The organism is Alcanivorax sp., assembly GCF_051117345.1.
Taxonomy (GTDB): Bacteria; Pseudomonadota; Gammaproteobacteria; order Pseudomonadales; family Alcanivoracaceae; genus Alcanivorax.
Genome location: NZ_JBNPEC010000149.1, coordinates 17,423 through 35,906, shown reverse-complemented (window position 1 = coordinate 35,906; position 18,484 = coordinate 17,423). Strand labels below are relative to the sequence as shown.

Sequence of the window (18,484 nt, the reverse complement as noted above, 5' to 3'; positions counted from 1 at the left end):
CCACTTGCCGCAGCGCGCTGGCCAACAGCCTCAACCAGGCCATCGAGCAACTGGGCGGCATCGCCAGCATGGACAGCTGGAACGTGGACGAAAGCCAGGACCAGATCCAGCACCGCGCCATCGGCCTGGCCACGGTCCCCGCCATCCACTGGCAGAACCGCCCTACCTTCCAGCAGGTAGTGGAGTTCACCGGGCATCGGTGAAGGGAGCTGCAAGCCACAAGCTTCAAGCTACAAGGCGCGGGACAGGGTTCAGGGTTTTGAACCTCTGTGCCCGCGCCTTACCGCCAAGCGCGGGCACAGCATTGGAAACACTCACGACTTCAACCGCGTTGTAGCTTGCGGCTTGAAGCTTGCAGCTCATTACCGCTATTTATCCTCCCCCATCCACCCCATGCATTTGTCTAATCCCCCCATCGGCGTTAGCGTCTCCTACACATAAAAAACAGATTTCCGGGAGAGCACCACATGCGCGCGATTTTGTGCAAGGAACTGGGGCCGGCGAACACGCTGGTCATCGACGACATCCCTTCCCCCGAGCCGGGCAAGGGCCAGGTGAAGGTACGGGTAAAGGCCGCCGGGCTGAATTTCCCCGACACCCTGATCATCGAAGGCAAATACCAGATCAAGCCGGAGCTACCGTTTTCACCGGGTGGTGAAATGGCCGGTGAAGTGCTGGCCGTGGGCGACGGCGTTCAGCGTTTCAAACCCGGTCAGCGGGTCATGGGCCTGACCGGCTACGGCGCCTTCGCGGAAGAAATTCTGGTGCCGGAAAACCAGCTGATACCGGTGCCGGACGGCATGAATGACCACACCGCCGCCGCCTTCTCCATGGTCTACGGCACCAGCTACCACGCCCTCAAGCAGCGCGCCAACATCCAGCCCGGGGAAACCCTGCTGGTGCTCGGAGCCAGCGGCGGTGTGGGCCTGGCGGCCGTGGAGCTGGGCAAGGCCATGGGGGCCACCGTGATTGCCGCCGCCAGCAGCGCCGAGAAACTGGACGTGGCCAAGGAGGCCGGCGCCGATGACCTGATCAACTACGCCGACGAGGATCTCAAGGACGCGCTCAAGCAGCGCTACCCGAAGGGCGTGGACGTGATCTACGACCCGGTGGGTGACAAGTTCACCGAAGCGGCCATCCGCAACATGGCCTGGAACGGCCGCCTGCTGATCGTCGGTTTTGCTGCTGGCGAGATTCCGAAAATCCCCGCCAACCTGGCGCTGCTGAAAGGCTGCTCCATCATCGGCGTATTCTGGGGTGCCTTCACCCAGAAGGAACCACAGACCAACATCCAGAACATCATGGAGCTGATGCAGCTGTTCACCCAAGGCAAGATCAACCCGCGCATCAGCCAGGTGTTCCCGTTCGAGGAATATGAGCAGGCCCTGGCCGCGCTCACCTCACGTACCGCCAAAGGGAAAGTGGTACTGGATATTGCCGGCGCCTGATACGCCCGGCCTGCGTTTGTGGCAGCGGTGGCTCCACCGCGATTGTCATCACGGATAATCGCGGCGGAACCACGGTATTCGCTGCGCTCAACCCCTTCGCTGCACCCTGCATACATTAACGCCACCAACCCGGTGATACAGTCGCGCCTTAGCTTGTATATAGTGGAACTTCGCTATGGCAAGGAGGCAGGAATGACCACACCGCTGGTACTGGTAATCAACTGCGGCAGCTCGTCCATCAAGTTCGCCCTGGTGGATGAAGACAACAGCGACTTTCCCCTGGAAGGGCTGGCAGAAAGACTGAACAGCCCCGAGGCGGTACTGCGCTGGCAGCAGGATGGCGAGCAACAGGAAGAGCCCCTGGCCGACGCGGACCACCGCCAGGCACTGGAAGCCCTGCTGCCCCGGGTACAGGCCTACGCCGGGGACCGGCTGGCCGCCATTGGCCACCGGGTGGTCCACGGCGGCGAACAGTTCACCGCCGCCGGACTGCTGAATGAGGACGCCCTGGCAGCGATCCGTGCCGCCAGCCCGCTGGCACCATTACACAACCCGGCCAACCTGCTGGGCATCGACGCCGCCCAGGCCCTGTTTGCCGACCTGCCCCAGGTCGCCGTGTTCGATACCGCCTTTCACCAGAGCTTGCCCGAACACGCCTACCGCTATGCGCTGCCCATCGAGTTGTATCAGCAACAGCGCATTCGTCGTTATGGCTTCCATGGCACCAGCCATTGCTATGTGACCCGCCGGGCCGCCGCCCTCACCGGGTTACCGGTGGACTCCAGTGGCTGGCTGTCCGCCCACCTGGGCAACGGCTGCTCCAGCTGCGCGGTGCAGGATGGCCACAGCCGCGACACCAGCATGGGCTTCACGCCCCTGGAAGGGCTGGTGATGGGGACCCGCAGCGGCGATGTGGACCCCAGCCTGCACGCCTTCCTGGAACGGGAACGGGGCTGGTCGGCCCAACACACCGACCAGGTATTGAGCCGCGAAAGTGGCCTGCTGGGCCTGTCCGGCCTGTCCAATGACATGCGCACCCTGGAGCAGGCCAGCAGCGAGGGCCATGAGGGCGCCACCCTGGCTATCGAGGTGTTCTGCTATCGGCTGGCCAAGTCCCTGGCCGGCCAGGCCTGTGCCCTGACCCGGCTGGACGGCCTGATCTTCACCGGCGGCATCGGCGAGAACTCGGCCCTGGTGCGGGCAAAGACGGTCGCCCATCTGCGGCTCATGGGGCTGGCCATCAACGACGATGCCAACCGTACCTGCGTGGGCGGCAGCAGCGGCGAAATCCAGGCCGACAACAGCCCCCGCATCCTGGTGGTCCCCACCAACGAGGAACGCCAGATCGCCCTGGAAACCCTGGCCGCCATCGGCGCCAATAAGGAGACATAATGCAGATTTACTTTATTGCCCCCACCGGCTTCGGCGTGGGGCTCACCTCCACCAGCCTGGGGCTGCTGCGAGCCCTGGAACAGGGCGGCCTGAAGATCGGTTTCTGCAAGCCCATCGCCCAGCATCATCCCGGCGACACCGGCCCGGAACAATCCAGTGAACTGATCACCCGTACTTTCGCCATCAACCCGCCCGCGCCCATGCCCCTGGAGCAGACGGAAAAGTACCTTGGCGACGGGCAGCTCGACGACCTGCTGGAGCAGATCGTCCAGCGCTTTCATCAGGCCGCCGAAGGCAAGGACGTCATGGTAGTGGAAGGCATGGTGCCCACCCGCACAGTGAGCTATGCCGCTCGCCTGAACGCGGCACTGGCCAGCAGCCTGGGGGCAGACGTGATTCTGGTGGCGGCACCGGAAGACGGTAACGTGTCCGCCCTGGCCGACAGCCTGGAAATTCACTGCCGTCAATTCGGCGGCAGTCGCAACGACAAGGTGCTGGGGGTCGTGCTCAACAAGGTCCATGACGACAGCCTGCCCGAGCAACTCAAGCAACAATTCCCGGCCCTGCAGAAAGGCGACCTGCGCCTGCTCGGCTGCGTGCCCTGGAACGAGGAACTGAACGCCCCGCGCACCCGGGATGTGGCCAAGCTGCTCGGCGCCACCGTGCTGCACGCCGGCGATGACGAGCACCGGCGCATGGAAAAGATCGTGCTTTGCGCCCGCGCCCTGCCCAATACCGTGGAGCTGTTCCAGCCCCGGGTACTGGTGGTGACCCCCGGCGACCGGGACGACATCATCGTTGCCGCCAGCCTGGCCGCCAGCAACGGCGTCCCCCTGGCCGGCCTGTTGCTGTGCACCGGCTTCCAGCCGGACCCGCGGGTAATGCGTCTGTGCCAGAGCGCCCTGGATACGGGCCTGCCGGTGATGACGGTAGAGACCGGCTCCTACGAAACCGCCACCAACCTGAATCGCATGAACCGGGAAATCCCGGTGGACGACAGCGAGCGAGTGGAGAAGGTCACCAACTTTGTAGCCCGCCATCTGGACCATGAGTGGCTCCGCGAGCGCTGCGGCAGCCCCCGTGAGCTGACCCTGTCGCCACCGGCCTTTCGTTATCGCATGGTGCAGCGGGCCCGCGAGGCCAACAAACGCATCGTGCTGCCGGAAGGCAGCGAGCCGCGCACCGTGCAGGCGGCGGCCATCTGCCAGGAACGGGGCATTGCCCGCTGCGTGCTGCTCGCCAAACGCGACGCGGTGGAATCCGTGGCTCGCACCCAGGGCATTACCCTGCCGGAAGGCTTGGAAATTCTCGATCCGGACAGCATTCGCGAACAATACGTGGAACCCATGGTGGAGCTGCGCCGCAACAAGGGCCTCAACGCCCCCATGGCCCGCGCCCAGCTGGAAGATACCGTGGTGCTGGGCACCATGATGCTGGCCCTGGACGAAGTGGACGGCCTGGTGTCCGGCGCCATCAACACCACCGCCAACACCATCCGCCCGGCCCTGCAGCTGATCAAGACCGCCCCGGAATACAACCTGGTGTCGTCGATCTTCTTCATGCTGTTGCCAGAGCAGGTGCTGGTCTACGGGGACTGTGCGGTAAACCCGGATCCGGACGCTGAACAGCTGGCGGAAATCGCCCGGCAGAGCGCCGCCTCGGCAAAAGCCTTCGGCATCACCCCGCGGGTGGCCATGCTCAGCTATTCCACCGGCGATTCCGGCACCGGCAACGATGTGGTGAAGGTCCGCGACGCCACCCGCCTGGCCCGCGAGGCCAACCCGGATCTGTTACTGGATGGCCCGCTGCAGTACGACGCCGCCGCCATCGACAGCGTGGGCAAGGCCAAGGCCCCGGACAGCCCGGTGGCCGGCCGCGCCACGGTGTTCATCTTCCCGGACCTGAACACCGGCAACACCACCTACAAGGCGGTGCAGCGCAGCGCCAACTGCATCAGTGTCGGGCCCATGTTGCAGGGGCTGCGTAAACCGGTGAACGACCTGTCCCGGGGCGCCCTGGTGGACGACATCGTCTACACCATCGCCCTCACCGCCATCCAGGCGGCAGATCTGTAACGCAATAACATGGCGTAGGGTGGATTAGCCGAAGACGTAATCCACCATGCTGTCCTCTGCGAATCATCACCACCCTGAAAAAAGGTGGATTACGCCTTCAGCTAATCCACCCTACGTTACGATCACCGCTCGTAGGAGCGTCGCTGGCGGCGCGATGAATCAGTTGCGAGGTACGAGTTTCGAGTCGCGAAAACCTGAAACTTCCGCTCTTTGAGGTTTTGCCTTTCGAAACTCGTTTCTCGCAACTCGCAACTGTTGTTATTGCGCCTGCGGCTGAGGTGTCAGCCTCGGCCACTCTGATCAATCACCACACCCGGTGCCCCGGCCTGCAGCAACTCGCGAAAATCGTCGGGCACCGGGGTTTTTGCGAACGGTTCCGTGGTCATCATCACGTACACCGCTTCCGCACGGGCGATGGCTCGCCCTTCGTCCGTGTGGCGGATATCCGCTTCCAGGGTGAAGGAGGTATTGCCCAGATGCTTGAGTGTCACGAACACATCGAGCACATCATCAAAGCGCGCCGATGACTGCCATTCCGTGGTCAACTTCACCACCTGGTTATCCAGCCCCTGCGCCAGCAACTGGTTGTAGTCACAGCCCATGGCGCGCATGAACTCGGTCATGGCCAGGTCCACGTAATCGCCGTAGCGGGCATTGAAAACCACTTGCTGGGCATCGCATTCGTTATAGCGAACCCGAAAGCGAAAACAGAACGGCTGGGGCATGATGTTCTCCAAAAATCCAATATCGCGACGATCTACGAGCTCACTCTTTACCCGTTAAAGACAACCAGCTTGCCGCACCTACAACATCCGCTCAATGGGCAATAGCGACAGTAACCATGCCAGCATGCGCCGCCACACCGTCACGTCGGGTTCGTTGTGGCGTATTACCGGACGACCGTCATGGCCATCACCGGCCCAGGTCAGTTTGCCCTGCTCTTTGTCGACCCGGTAACTGTTTTCCGGCGCCAGCCCCTCTTCGATAAAGGCCGCCACCTGCTGGCCCAGTGCTTCGGACGCCACGTAATAGCCCATCTCGGTATTCAGATGCACCGAACGCGGATCGATATTGAATGAGCCGACAAACACCTCGCGCCGATCCAGCACCATGGCCTTGGTATGCAGGCTGGCCCGGGAGCGGCCCTTGAATAACCGCACCTGCCGATGCAGGGCCCGGGCGTTGGGCGCCAGCTCATGCAGCTCCACGCCGGCGTCCAGCAAACCATCACGATAACGGGCATAGGCACCGTGGGCGGCAATCACGTCGTTGGTGGCCAGGCTGTTGGTGAGCACCGCCGCGCGCCCACCCCGTTGTTTCAGCTCCGCCAGTTCCGCCACAAAGGCATCACCGGGAATGAAATAGCTGGCCTCCATCAGCAGCTCCTGATGATCGTCCCGGGCCAGCAGATGGGCAAGCTGATCGCCCATCAGGGTCTGTTTGACCCCAGCGGCCTTGTCGGGACTATCGAACAGCAACACCGCACGGGCCTGCACACACTGGCGATCCTGCCCTGCCAGGTAATCGGTGAAAAACGCTTCGTGCTGGGGAAACAGATAGGGGTAGTTTTTCAGGGAGCGACGCCATTGTCGCAGCCACTGCCAGACACGCTCCGCCGCCGCTTCCCGGTAACGACGCAGGGTCTTCATGGGCATGGCCAGCGGGCTGTCCCAGTAGCAGTCAAACGCCGCCTGGGTATCGGCGACGATGGGGCCGCGGGCGTACAGGTCCAGATCGCGAAAGTTGGTGGACGCATTCACACCAAAATAGTGATCGGCAATATTGCGACCGCCCACCAGCGCCCGTTCGCCATCCACGATCCAGGCCTTGTTGTGCATGCGGTGATTCAGCAGCGGCATGTGATGAAGCCACTGCAGGAAATGCTTGTAGCGCCCCCGGAACGCGTTGAACAGGCGCACCTCAATATTGGGGTGCGCATCCAGCGCCGCCCACTTCACGTCCCGGCCCAACTGGTTGGCGTGATCCAGCAGCATGCGCACTTTCACACCCCGGCGTGCCGCCTCCAGCACCCGGTAGGTCAGCAGCTTGCCGGTGGTGTCGTCATCCCAGATGTAGTACTGCACATCCAGTGTCCGCCGGGCCAGACGCGCCAGCGTGATCCGCAGGGTAAAGGCCTGCTCGCTATCCGCCACCAGCGACAGTGACGACAGCACCCCGGGGGCGGTGTCCACGGCGCTCACCACAATGCTTCAGACTCTCTCATCCAGACACTTCCACGTTATCGGTTTCCACCTTTCCACCTTCTGCTGCCCGTTTCCATGACCCGGGCATGACCGGGTCATGACGATCTTCTGGCATGGGTCAGGATTGCCAACCCGGCCATGAAACCGGCCATCTTCACCGGAAATTCACGGGATCTATACCGGCACGTCTTGTCGCCACGGCACTCTCTGGTCACACCATTTTCTGACCAGGGATAAACGCCATGCATCGCGTACTGTTCGCCGGCCTGCTGGCCACCTTACTAAGCCCCGCTCATGCCTACGAGTGGAACTACCCAACCCCCATCAAGACGCCCGGCGCCAACGACAACGGCAAGGTCGTCCTGTTCGACGTGTCCCACGGCGGCACCGAAGGCAATGCGGACTGGGTCATCGACGGTGCCTTTTCCGACTTCGCCGATGCGCTGGTGACCGAAGGCTATACCGTGCAGGAATACCGGGGCGTGGACAAGAACAGCGACGGTGTTATCCAGTTCGTGGACGACTACACCAACCCCACCACCGCCAACAGCAACGCCAATGAAGCGGTCATCACCTATACCGCTATCAGCCACGCGGATGTACTGGTACTGGCGGAAAGCAACCGGCCTTTCACCCAGGCGGAATTGCAGGCCCTGGAAGATTTTGTGGCCGCCGGCAAGGGGATTTTCTTTGTCGCCGACCACTACAACGCCGACCGCAACCTGAACACCTGGGACAGCACCGAGGTGTTCAACGGCTATAACCGCTCCACCCTGTCCCAGTTCAATGTGGGCGGCAGCTACGGTGACCTGCGCAACCCGGGCTCCGCCAGCGGCTGGCTGGCCCAGGAATTCGGTATCCGCTTTCGCTTCAACGCCATCGACTGGCACAACGGCGCCAGCGGCATTGAGCCGGCCAGCCAGGTAGAGGGGCTGACCACCGGCGTGGGACCGGTACTGATGGCCGGCGGCGCCACCCTGGCGATCACCGACCCGAACAAGGCCAAGGGCCTGGTGTACTTCTCCACCAGCGACAGCCCCAGCCGCTGGACCCACGCGGTGGATTCCGGCCTCTACTTTGGTGGAACCGCCGAAGGCCCCTATGTGGCCATCGCCAAATCCGGCCCCGGCAAGGCCGCCTTTATCGGTGACTCCAGCCCCATCGAGGATGCCTCGCCCAAGTACAAGCGCCAGGACAACGGCAACACCAAGAGCACCTACCCGGGCTGGACCGATGCCGGCAACGCCGCCCAACTCAGCATTAACCTGATCGACTGGCTGGCCACCCCGGAAAGCTATACCCAGTTCAACAGCAGCGCCCACCCGGCCGGCACCGCCACGCCCACCCCCATGGCCAGCGAAGAACTGGACGATCCGGACAACGGCCAGCCCTGGAACACACCTTCCGGCGGCTATAACCCCTGGGATGCCAGCACCTTCGACTACGGCGCCTATGGTGCACCGGACGGCCCCGGTGGCAGCACAGGTGGCGGTGAGGTGCTGTCCGTGAGCGAGGCACTGGCCGAACCCACTGGCACCACCGTCACCGTGGAAGGCGTAATCACCCAGGCCATCAACGGCGAGTACGCCCTGGAAATCCAGGACAGCGCCGGCAGCGCCACCCTTTACGTGAAACTGGACGGCCAGTACCGCAACGACTTCAGCCCGCAGAACAACCCGGCGGTGATCGGCGAGACCCTGCAGGTGAGCGGCGAGCGCGATGCCTACATGGGCGAGCCCAGCATCGAATACGTCACCGACATGCAGCTGGTGGACGGCAGCAGCGGCGGCGGCAGTTGTGGCAGCAGCGGCGCGGTGTCGGTAAGCGATGCCTACGCCAGCAGCCAGGGCACCCCGCTCACTGTGGTGGGCGAAGTCATCGGCGGTGTCAACGACCCCTATGCCCTGGAGCTGGGCGACCTGAACAACAGCACCACCGTGTACGTGAAGCTGGAGTCCGACCAGCGCGCAGAATACAGCCCCGCCAACAACCCGGCCATGATCGGCCAGACCCTGGAAGTGGACGGCGTACGCGACCTCTACATGAGTTACCCCAGCCTGGAATCGGTGGGCTCACTCACCGTTATCAGCAACTGCCCCTGACCCGTTTTAAAGGCTTCCCGGCGGCGCTCGCGCCGCCTTTCTTTGAACCCAAACACAGGAAACACCATGAAGGCTTCACTGCGATCCATGCTGGCCCTGTCTCTGGCCGGCGGCGCCCTGCTCAGCGGCTGCGGCGGCGATGACGACAACACCCCCGCTCAACAGGACACCACCCCGCGGGTGGATCTGCGTCTGATGGAAACCACCGATATCCACGCCAACGTGATGGACTACAACTACTATAGCGACAGCGTGGACAACGGCCACGGCCTGGTACGCACCGCCATGCTGGTCAAGCAGGCCCGCGCCGAAATCGCCCACCCGGAAAATACCGCCCTGGTGGACAACGGCGACCTGATCCAGGGCAGCCCCATGGGCGACTGGCGCGAGGCGCAAGGGCTCACCAGCGGGGAAGTGCACCCGGTCTACAAGGTCATGAACGAAATGGCTTACGACGTGGGCAACTACGGCAACCACGAATTCAACTACGGCCTGGAATTTCTCGCCGAAAGTGTGGATGACGCCGCCTTCCCCTACATCAGCGCCAACGTGTTCAGCGCCGACGGCAGCACCCCCTACTTTGATCAGTACAAACTGATCACCAAGACCGTCTACGACAATGACGGCAATCCCCACGACATCACGCTGGGCTTTATCGGCTTCCTGCCACCGCAGATCATGCAGTGGGACAGGAGCAATCTGGAAGGCAAGGTCAGCACCAAGGACATCAAGGCCGTGGCCGAGATGCTGGTCCCGCAGATGAAGGCGGAAGGGGCGGACATCATCGTCGCCATTCCCCATTCCGGCATCAACACCACCGCCTACTCGGAAGACGCCAAGGCGGAGAACAGCAGCTGGTACCTAGCGGACGTGGACGGCATCGATGCCATCATGTTCGGCCACAGCCACCTGACTTTCCCTTCCGACAGCTTTACCGGCACCGCCAACGTAGATCTGGAAAAAGGCACCATCAAGGGCGTGCCGTCAGTTATGCCCGGTTTCTGGGGCAGCCACCTGGGCATCATCGACCTGACCCTGGCGCTCAATGAAGACGGTGAAAGCTGGACCGTGGTGGACAGCAAGGTGGAAGCCCGGGCACTGGACCCGGAGGGCGAAGCGGATGCAGCCCTCACAGCTCTGGTAAAACCCGACCACGACGCCACCCTGGAATACATGGGTCAGGTGATCGGCGAATCCACCGATGACATCTTCAGCTTCCTGGCGGTAGTGAAGGACGACCCGTCCATTCAGATCGTCAGCGATGCCCAGAAGGCCTATGTGGAAGAGGCCATTGTCGGCACCGAACTGGATGGCCTGCCGGTATTATCCGCCGCTGCTCCGTTCAAGGCCTGTGACCGTGACGGGGTCTGCGCCGAAGAAAGCAGCTTTACCGTCGTCCCCGCCGGTGAGCTGCAAGTGAAAAATATCGCCGATCTGTACCTGTACCCGAACACCCTGATGGCGGTGAAGGTCACCGGTGCCGAACTGGAACAGTGGCTGGAGTGTTCCGCCTCGCAGTTCTTCCAGATCACCGACACCACCGACCGCCAGGAGCTGGTGGATTTCAGCGGTTTCCCCACCTATAACTTCGATGTGATCGATGGCGTGACCTACCAGATTGATGTCACCGAACCGGCCCGCTATGACCGTGACTGCAAGAAGGTCAGCGACGGCACTCGCATCGCCAATCTGCAGTTCGAAGGAGCCGCCATCGACCCAGCCCAGGAATTCCTCATCGCCACCAACAACTACCGTGCAGGCGGCGGTCACTTTGCCGGCACCGGTGGCGATCATATCGTCATCGAATCCCCGGACGAAAACCGCCAGGTGGTCGGCAACTACATCCAGGCCAACAGCCCGGTGACCCCCACCGCCGACAACAACTGGTCGTTTTCGCCGATCCTGGGTTACAGCAACAACCTGGAAATCGTCTTCCGGGTGCCCAACACCGACCGCGCCAAGAACTTCGTGGCCGATGCGGTCGCCGGGGCCGGAGGCAGCTTCATGGCCTCGCTGCTGGATGACAGCGGCAACGAGGCCATCTACGAGCTGAACCTGCAGCCCTGATCAGTCGGACTGTGACACTCGACGGGTCGGCGCCGCCGGCTCGTCGTTTCTTTCCCGCAGAAAGCTGGCAAAGCGCGGCAATCCGGTAGACGTCAGCCCGTAATATTTATACGTCACGGTGCTGCCCAGCGGCGGCGGGTCCGCCCGCTCGTTATCGCTGAGACCACTGCCTAGTTTGAAGCGGCGACCGTCCCCGGTCTCCACCACCAGTGCGCCCACCTGGCCCTGGTATTTGCCTTTCCCGTCGCTGTAATCCACCACCGTTGCTTCCGCATCCTGAAAGGTTTTCACCTTGAGCAGCGCCGCCGTGCGGCCGGCTTTGTAGAAGCTGTCGCCGTGATGCAGCATCAGCCCTTCGCCGCCCGACGCCAGCACCCGGTCCAGACGCGCCAGCAGGGCACCGTGATCCGTGGCCCGCCGTTGCTCGACCATGGCCAGGTGATAGGAGGACGTTTCCTCCACCAGCTCACGCATTTTTTCCACCCGCTCGCTGAACGGTACGCCACTGGCCGGCAGATCGAACACCATAAAGCGGATCTGCCGCCATTCTTGCGCCTTCGGCTGTAACCGGCGGATCGCCGCCGACACCGGGGCAAAGCGACCGCGCCCCATCCACAGCTCACCATCCAGAGGCTGCGCGGGAAAATCGCGCAGGAACCAGTCCGGTGCAGCGATAATATTGCCGCCCCGGGACAGCAACTGCTGCCCGTCCCAGTAGGCCCGCACCCCGTCCAGCTTTTCGCTGACCCAGTAGCCCTGCAGCTCCATGCCTGCCTGGTACACCCTGGCCAGCTGCAAAGGGGGCTCGCCGGCCTGGGCCACGGCCACCAGCAACCACATCCAAAACATCAGGCCAACCCGCAGACATCCTTGTCTTGCCGGTATTTTCACGGTCTTCTCCCTTTATTCTCGCTCGCGGTCCCAGACTGTGCCTGAAGGAGAGGCCCGGTTCTGTGCGCAATCGCAGCGCCAGCGCGTAAGAGATCACCGGTTTTGCAACAAATCCGTTGGCCGTGCATCCAACCATTAGGAGGTAACAACCATGCGCACACTATTGTTTCTGGCCGCTCTCACCCTGAGCAGCCCCGTACTCGCCGCCGAGGCCTACTTTGCCGGCGGCTGTTTCTGGTGTACCGAATCGGATTTTGAAGAGCTGGATGGCGTCAGCGAGGCCATCAGCGGCTTTGCCGGCGGCGACGAAAAGAACCCCAGCTACGAGGACGTGGCCCATGGCCGCACCGGGCATACGGAAGTGGTAAAAGTCATCTATGACCCGGCGGTGGTGAGCTATGACAACCTGCTCACCTGGTTCTGGCAGCACGTGGACCCCACTGACCCCAACGGCCAGTTCGTGGATCGCGGCCAGCAATACCGCAGCGCGATTTTTTATCAGACCGAGGCAGAGAAAACCGCTGCCCTGGCCTCGCGTAAGGCCCTGGAGAAAAGCGGTCGCTTCGACAAACCGGTGGTCACCGAGATTACCGAGCTGGACACCTTCTACCCGGCGGAGGACTACCATCAGGATTACTACAAGACCCACAGCCTGAAGTACAAGTACTACCGCTACCGCTCCGGCCGCGACCAGTTTCTGCAAGAACACTGGGACGACCCGACGCATCGCCCCTGGCTCACCGACCAGGTCACCCAGCGCTGGCAGGGGGCGGATCAGTTCCAGCGCCCCAGCGATGCGGTGCTGAAAAAATCCCTGCCCAAGCTGGTCTACCAGGTGACCCGGGAAGACGCCACCGAACGGGCCTTCCAGAATGAATACTTCGATCAAAAAGCCAAGGGGATCTATGTGGATGTGATTAGCGGCGAGCCGCTGTTTTCCTCCACGGATAAATACAAATCCGGCACCGGCTGGCCCAGCTTTACCAAGCCCATCGACAAGGCATTCGTGACGCTGGAGGAAGACAACAAGCTATGGGCCACCCGCACGGAAGTGCGCAGCCGCCACGCGGATTCCCACCTGGGCCACGTGTTCAGCGACGGCCCCGAGCCCACCGGCCAGCGCTGGTGTCTGAACTCCGCCGCACTGCGCTTTGTGCCCAAGGCTGAGATGGAAGAACAGGGTTACGGGGAGTATCTATCCCTGTTTGAGTGACGGCAGCCGGGGCCGGTTGACGACAATGGCGATCACTCCGGCCACTGCCAGCGCCCAGCAGTAATGGATGGCACCGATCAGCGCCAGCGGCGACAGCCCGGCGATGGAGCAGGCCAGCAACACCTGGGCACCGTAGGGAATCAGCCCCTGCACCACACAGGAAAAGATATCCAGCACACTGGCGGAGCGGCGCAGGTCCACGCCGTGATCATTGGCAATGTCCCGGGCCATTTCCCCGGTAAGCACGATGGCCACGGTGTTGTTGGCCACGAACACATTGGCCACCACCACCAACAGAGCAATACCCACTTCCCCGGCCCGTTGCAGGGGCAGTTTCAGCCAGCGAGTCAGGCCGTGGATCCGCTCGATCAACCAGCGGGTGCCACCTTGGTCCGTCATCAGTTGCGACAGGCCACCGATTAGCATGGACAGCAACATGATCTCGAACATGCTTTCGAAGCCGCTGTAGACCGCCCCGTTCACCTGGGCCAGCCCATAGTCCGCCCCCTGCACCATCCCGGTGACCCCGGCCACGGCGATGCCGATAATCAGCACCGCCAATACATTCAGCCCGCTTAGAGCCAGGGCAAAGACCAGCAGGTAAGGCAACACCAGCCAGGGCTGCAACGGCTCCGCCTGCACCTGATGGTCACCGCCACCCAGCATCACCAGCACCGCCACCGTCACCAACGCCGCCGGCAGGGCAATCCAGATATTCACCCGGAACTTGTCCTTCAACGAGACGCCCTGGCTGCGAGTGGCGGCAATAGTGGTATCGGAAATCATCGACAGGTTGTCGCCGAACATGGCACCGCCCACCACGGCTCCCACGGCCAGCGGCAAGGGCAGCCCGGTGGCCTGGGCAAAGCCGGCGGCGATGGGCGCGGTGGCGGCAATGGTGCCCATGGACGTGCCCATGGCCGTAGCGATAAAGGCAGCGATCAGAAACAGGGCCGGCAGCACCCAATCAGAGGGAATAATGCGCAGACCAAACTGTACCGTCGCATCCACACTGCCGATGCTGTCGCTGACACTGGCAAAGGCCCCGGCCAGCAGGAACACCAGGCACATGAGGATGATATTGGGGTGACCGATCCCCACCAGCAGGCGTTCCACACTGCGGCTCAATGCCTGCCGCGCCAGCACACAGGCCAGCACAATCGCCGCCATGGCCACCACCGGTGCCTTGATCTGGTAGAAGGCGAACTCGGTACCCTGCAGGCTGTAATAAATACCGCTACCGAAAAACACCGCCATAAAGAACAGCAGCGGCAGCAAGGGCCAGGCGCGGGCAGGAGCGTGGGTCATGAAACCGTCCGGATCAGCGGTGGATTTCCGCCAGTGTAGAGATTCCCGCCCGGGGGCGGTACCTGCGCCGCCTGTAGGAGCTTGCCTGCAAGCGAAAGAGGAGGATGTCCCGGTGTCATCTACGAAGCCGCTGTAGGAACGGAGCGCAGCGGAGTAACGCACGTAGTTCCGTGCGGCCCGAAGGGTGAGCAAAGCGAATAACGCCTCTTGAGGCGCGAACCGCGTGCGAACGCGGAATCGACCGGCGATCAGGGACGGCAGAGCTCGACAGGTTTCAAAATGATTGCTGCCGCTCGAATCTCTGTCGCCTCGCTGCGCGAGGTTCGTCCCCTGGAAGGGAACTCCTACAGCGGCTTCGTATGCGTGTTTTCGCAACTCGAAACTCGTGGCTCGCTGCTGGTCTTTTCAGAACGTATCCACAAACGGCCGGCCGCCGTGCTGGCCGGTCTTGAACCCAGACGCATTCAACCCGCGCAGTAACCACTGGCGACTTCCCATGGGATCGATCACCGCATCGATCTCGAGAAAGCTGGCCATGTTCAGCGCCTTGCCCTGCTGGTAGGCCTTGGCCACCAGTTTGTCGAACAGGCGTTGCTGTTTCTCCGGGCTGGGCTGGGCGGCCAGCTCCTTGGCGAAGCCGAGGCGCACCGCGCCTTCCAGCCCCATGGCGCCGAACTCGGCGCTGGGCCAGGCGGCGGTGAACAGCGGCGAATGGAAGCTGCCTGCCGCCATGGCCTGGGCGCCCAGGCCGTAGCCCTTGCGCAGCACCAGGGTGAAGAACGGCACCGTCAGGCTGGCGGCGGTGACGAACATGCGCGACACATGGCGCACCGTGGCCTGCTGCTCCGCCTCCGGCCCCACCATGAAACCGGGGGTATCGCACAGGGACACCATGGGCAGGCCGAAGGCCTCGCAAAGCTGCATAAAGCGCGCGGCCTTGTCGCCGCCCACCGCATCAATGGCGCCGCCCAGGTGGCCCGGGTTGTTGGCGATCAACCCAAACGGTCGCCCTTCGATACGCACCAGCGCGGTGATCATCCCCGGGGCAAATTCACGGCGCAGCTCCAGCACTGAATCCCTGTCCGCCAGGGTCTCGATGACCTGACGAATACAGTAAACGCGAGTCCGTTTTTCCGGGATACGATGGCGCAGCTCGCGCTGGTCGGCAGCCTGCCAGTCGCTCACCCGGCCCTGAAAATAGGACAGGTACTGTTTGGCCACCGCCACCGCTGCCTTTTCGTCCTCCACGACCACATCCACCACGCCGTTGGGCCCCTGCACACTCACCGGCCCCACCTGCTCCGGGGTGAACCGACCCAGGCCGCCGCCTTCGATCATGGCCGGGCCGGCCATGCCGATGCTGGCGTCTTTAGTGGCGATGATCACATCGCAGCAACCCAGCAAGGCCGCGTTACCGGCAAAGCAACGGCCGGAGCCGATACCCACCAGCGGTACCTGCCCGGACAAGCGGGCCATGGCAGCAAAGGTATGGCAGTCGAGACCGGCCACGCCGACAAAATCCGTATCACCAGGACGGCCGCCACCGCCCTCGGCGAACAGCACCAGCGGCATCTTCCACTGGCCGGCCAGCTGCAACAGGCGATCGGTCTTCTTGTGGTTCATCATCCCCTGGGTGCCGGCGAACACGGTGTAATCGTAGCTCATGGCCAGCACCCGGGCGGCTTCGTCACCGAACCGGTCGGCATTGACGGTGCCGGTGCCACCGATCAGGCCATCCGCCGGGCTCATGGCCTGCAACTCTTCGGCACTGCGACGACGGCGCTGGGCCGCCAAAGCCATGGCACCGTATTCCTGAAAGCTGTCCGCATCGAGCAGATCGTCGAGATTTTCCCGGGCGGTACGCTTGCCCTTGCTGTGGCGTTTCTCCACCGCCTGGGGTCGACCCACATCGCTGATCGCCTGATGCCGGTCCAGCACCTCCGCCAGGTCCTTGCGGATATGCTCAAGATCCACGCTTTCTTCCGTGGCGATGGCGTCACCCTCCACGTCACCGGGTTCCACAAACAACAGCGGCGAGGCGTCGTTCAGGGCATCGCCTTCCTGAGCGGCCAGGCTGTGCACCCGGCCGGCGATGGCGGCGCGCACCTCGAATTCCATCTTCATGGCTTCCAGTACTGCCACCACCTGACCCACCTGCACCGTGTCGCCCTGCTGCACCAGCAGGGACACCAGCACGCCGGTGGTGGGGCTGGTCAGTGTCTGGCAGCCCGCCGGGGTGGCGAGGGTGTCAGCCTGTGGAGATGAATCGGCAGACGGCAAGTCCGATGTCACATCACTGGGCAGCGCCCGCAACAGCTCAGGCAGGTGGGTTTCCAAATAGCGGGTAGTCACCGCGTTGGCCTGCACCGCATCACTGGCCAGCAAGGCCTGCAGCAGCGGCAGGTTGCTTTGCACGCCCTCAATGCGGGTCTGCTTCAGGGCCCGGCGGGCCCGTTGCAGCACCGCGGGATAGTCCGCGCCGGTTACGATCAGCTTGGCCAGCAGCGAATCATAGGCCGGGCTGACCGGGTAACCGGCATAGCCGGAACCATCCACCCGAATCCCCGGCCCGCTGGCGGGCTCATAGGCGGTGAGAGTGCCCGCCGAGGGCGCGGTGCTGCCATCGGCCTTGAGGGTTTCCAGGTTGAGGCGCAGCTGTACCGCCATACCGTTACAGGCTGGCGGGGTAAGCAGATCCAGGTTAGCCAGACTGGCCCCCGCCGCCAGCCGAATCTGGCTCTGCACCAGATCCACCCCGGTGACCTGCTCGGTGACGGTGTGCTCCACCTGCACCCGGGGGTTGGCTTCCATAAAGTAGAAACGGTCCTGCCCCGGCTCCACCAGAAACTCGAAGGTGCCAATGCCCAGATAGTTCACCGCCCTGGCCAGCGTCAGGGCGCTGTCGATGATGCGCTCACGCAGAGCGGCGTCGAGACCCCGCGCCGGGGCGAACTCCACCAGCTTCTGGTGACGACGCTGCAGGGTGCAGTCCCGCTCCCACAGATGGCTCACCGCCCCGCTGCCGTCGCCCAGCACCTGCACTTCGATATGCCGGGCGGCGGTCACCAACTGCTCCACATACACGGCCGCATTCCCGAAGGCGGCCTTTGCTTCCGACTGACACCGAGCATAGGCCGCCTCCAGCCCTGCCGGGTCAGTCACCGCTCGCATACCGCGCCCGCCCCCGCCGCTCAGGGCCTTGATCATCACACCACTGCCATCGAGCGACGCCATAAAGGCCCGGGCTTCCTCCAGCGTCACCGCCTGCTCGGTACCCTGCACCAGCGGTACCTGGCAACGAGCCGCCAACGCCCGGGCCGAGGCCTTGTCGCCAAACAACCGCAACGTCTCCGCCCCCGGCCCGATCAACGTCAGCCCGGCCGCCTCACACTGCGCGGCAAAGTCCGCATTCTCCGCCAGAAAGCCGTACCCGGGGTGGATCGCCTCACACCCCTGCTCCCTGGCAACCGCAATCAACTGCGCCCCATCCAGATACGCCGGCACCCCCCGCCCGGGCAACGCCACCGCCTCATCTACCTGACGGGTGTGCAGGGAGTGATGATCATCCGCCGCAAACACCCCCACGGAACGAATCCCCAGATCCGCGCAGGCATTGGCAATACGAATGGCAATCTCGCCACGGTTGGCAATCAGGATGGCAGAAAACGGGACGGGCACGGCGGACTCCAGTCTTAGATTCGACGGCAAAGACCACAGTGTAGCCAGTTGGGGTTATCGATGGCATTGATCGGGATGCATGGACTTTTATGCATCAGATTAATGT

12 protein-coding genes are annotated in these 18,484 nt (G+C 63.1%); 7 read left to right on the top strand and 5 right to left on the bottom strand.

The features are described 5' to 3' along the window. From ACFE0K_RS09705 to pta, 4 genes are all read left to right on the top strand, one after another. Positions 1-203: hypothetical protein (locus ACFE0K_RS09705; protein WP_434535873.1), on the top strand; the 203-nt coding region annotated here is incomplete at its 5' end. A gap of 264 nt (positions 204-467) precedes the next feature. After that, the gene (locus tag ACFE0K_RS09700; RefSeq protein WP_434535872.1) at positions 468-1,448 is read left to right on the top strand and encodes an NADPH:quinone oxidoreductase family protein; all 981 of its coding nucleotides are present in this window, start codon (positions 468-470) and stop codon (positions 1,446-1,448) included. 192 nt (positions 1,449-1,640) lie between these two features. Then, positions 1,641-2,840: an acetate kinase gene (locus ACFE0K_RS09695; RefSeq protein WP_434535871.1), complete on the top strand. Its 1,200-nt coding sequence runs from the start codon at positions 1,641-1,643 to the stop codon at positions 2,838-2,840. Next, positions 2,840-4,915, top strand: coding sequence for a phosphate acetyltransferase (gene pta, locus ACFE0K_RS09690; protein WP_434535870.1), 2,076 nt, complete (start codon positions 2,840-2,842; stop codon positions 4,913-4,915). The genes ACFE0K_RS09695 and pta overlap by 1 nt, the downstream gene beginning before the upstream one ends. 281 nt (positions 4,916-5,196) lie before the next feature. Here the strand turns inward: pta and ACFE0K_RS09685 are convergent, their stop codons facing one another. Continuing rightward, on the bottom strand, positions 5,197-5,640 hold the full coding sequence (locus ACFE0K_RS09685) for an acyl-CoA thioesterase (RefSeq protein WP_434535869.1): 444 nt from the start codon (positions 5,638-5,640) through the stop codon (positions 5,197-5,199). Between the two features lie 78 nt (positions 5,641-5,718). After that, the gene (locus ACFE0K_RS09680; RefSeq protein WP_434535868.1) at positions 5,719-7,107 is read right to left on the bottom strand and encodes a phospholipase D family protein; all 1,389 of its coding nucleotides are present in this window, start codon (positions 7,105-7,107) and stop codon (positions 5,719-5,721) included. Between the two features lie 254 nt (positions 7,108-7,361). Between ACFE0K_RS09680 and ACFE0K_RS09675 the strand changes: the two genes are divergently transcribed. Both ACFE0K_RS09675 and ACFE0K_RS09670 read left to right on the top strand, forming a co-directional pair. Further along, positions 7,362-9,221, top strand: a complete 1,860-nt coding sequence (locus tag ACFE0K_RS09675; RefSeq protein ID WP_434535867.1) for a hypothetical protein — start codon at positions 7,362-7,364, stop codon at positions 9,219-9,221. 66 nt (positions 9,222-9,287) lie between these two features. After that, on the top strand, positions 9,288-11,288 hold the full coding sequence (locus tag ACFE0K_RS09670; protein WP_434535866.1) for a bifunctional 2',3'-cyclic-nucleotide 2'-phosphodiesterase/3'-nucleotidase: 2,001 nt from the start codon (positions 9,288-9,290) through the stop codon (positions 11,286-11,288). Here ACFE0K_RS09670 and ACFE0K_RS09665 read toward each other — a convergent pair whose 3' ends face one another. Next, positions 11,289-12,137, bottom strand: coding sequence for a DNA ligase (locus ACFE0K_RS09665; protein WP_434535865.1), 849 nt, complete (start codon positions 12,135-12,137; stop codon positions 11,289-11,291). Positions 12,138-12,330: 193 nt separating this feature from the next. Here ACFE0K_RS09665 and msrB point away from each other — a divergent pair, with 193 nt between their 5' ends. Beyond that, entirely contained in the window at positions 12,331-13,392 is a 1,062-nt protein-coding gene (msrB, locus tag ACFE0K_RS09660; protein WP_434535864.1) for a peptide-methionine (R)-S-oxide reductase MsrB, read from the top strand. On the opposite strand, the gene ACFE0K_RS09655 is transcribed toward msrB, so the two are convergent. Both ACFE0K_RS09655 and ACFE0K_RS09650 read right to left on the bottom strand, forming a co-directional pair. Next, positions 13,375-14,700, bottom strand: a complete 1,326-nt coding sequence (locus ACFE0K_RS09655; RefSeq protein WP_434535863.1) for a Na+/H+ antiporter NhaC family protein — start codon at positions 14,698-14,700, stop codon at positions 13,375-13,377. The two genes, msrB and ACFE0K_RS09655, sit on opposite strands and share 18 nt — an antisense overlap. Before the next feature lie 405 nt (positions 14,701-15,105). Next, on the bottom strand, positions 15,106-18,378 hold the full coding sequence (locus tag ACFE0K_RS09650; protein WP_434535862.1) for a carboxyl transferase domain-containing protein: 3,273 nt from the start codon (positions 18,376-18,378) through the stop codon (positions 15,106-15,108). Positions 18,379-18,484 lie beyond the last annotated feature (106 nt).

What these genes read in the sequence shown, in the direction of transcription:
- ACFE0K_RS09655 (WP_434535863.1), bottom strand. Translation starts at nt 14,700, where the DNA reads ATGACCCACGCTCCTGCCCGCGCCTGGCCCTTGCTGCCGCTGCTGTTC.
- ACFE0K_RS09685 (WP_434535869.1), bottom strand. Translation starts at nt 5,640, where the DNA reads ATGCCCCAGCCGTTCTGTTTTCGCTTTCGGGTTCGCTATAACGAATGC.
- ACFE0K_RS09670 (WP_434535866.1), top strand. Translation starts at nt 9,288, where the DNA reads ATGAAGGCTTCACTGCGATCCATGCTGGCCCTGTCTCTGGCCGGCGGC.
- ACFE0K_RS09700 (WP_434535872.1), top strand. Translation starts at nt 468, where the DNA reads ATGCGCGCGATTTTGTGCAAGGAACTGGGGCCGGCGAACACGCTGGTC.
- ACFE0K_RS09665 (WP_434535865.1), bottom strand. Translation starts at nt 12,137, where the DNA reads ATGTTTTGGATGTGGTTGCTGGTGGCCGTGGCCCAGGCCGGCGAGCCC.
- msrB (WP_434535864.1), top strand. Translation starts at nt 12,331, where the DNA reads ATGCGCACACTATTGTTTCTGGCCGCTCTCACCCTGAGCAGCCCCGTA.
- ACFE0K_RS09695 (WP_434535871.1), top strand. Translation starts at nt 1,641, where the DNA reads ATGACCACACCGCTGGTACTGGTAATCAACTGCGGCAGCTCGTCCATC.
- pta (WP_434535870.1), top strand. Translation starts at nt 2,840, where the DNA reads ATGCAGATTTACTTTATTGCCCCCACCGGCTTCGGCGTGGGGCTCACC.
- ACFE0K_RS09675 (WP_434535867.1), top strand. Translation starts at nt 7,362, where the DNA reads ATGCATCGCGTACTGTTCGCCGGCCTGCTGGCCACCTTACTAAGCCCC.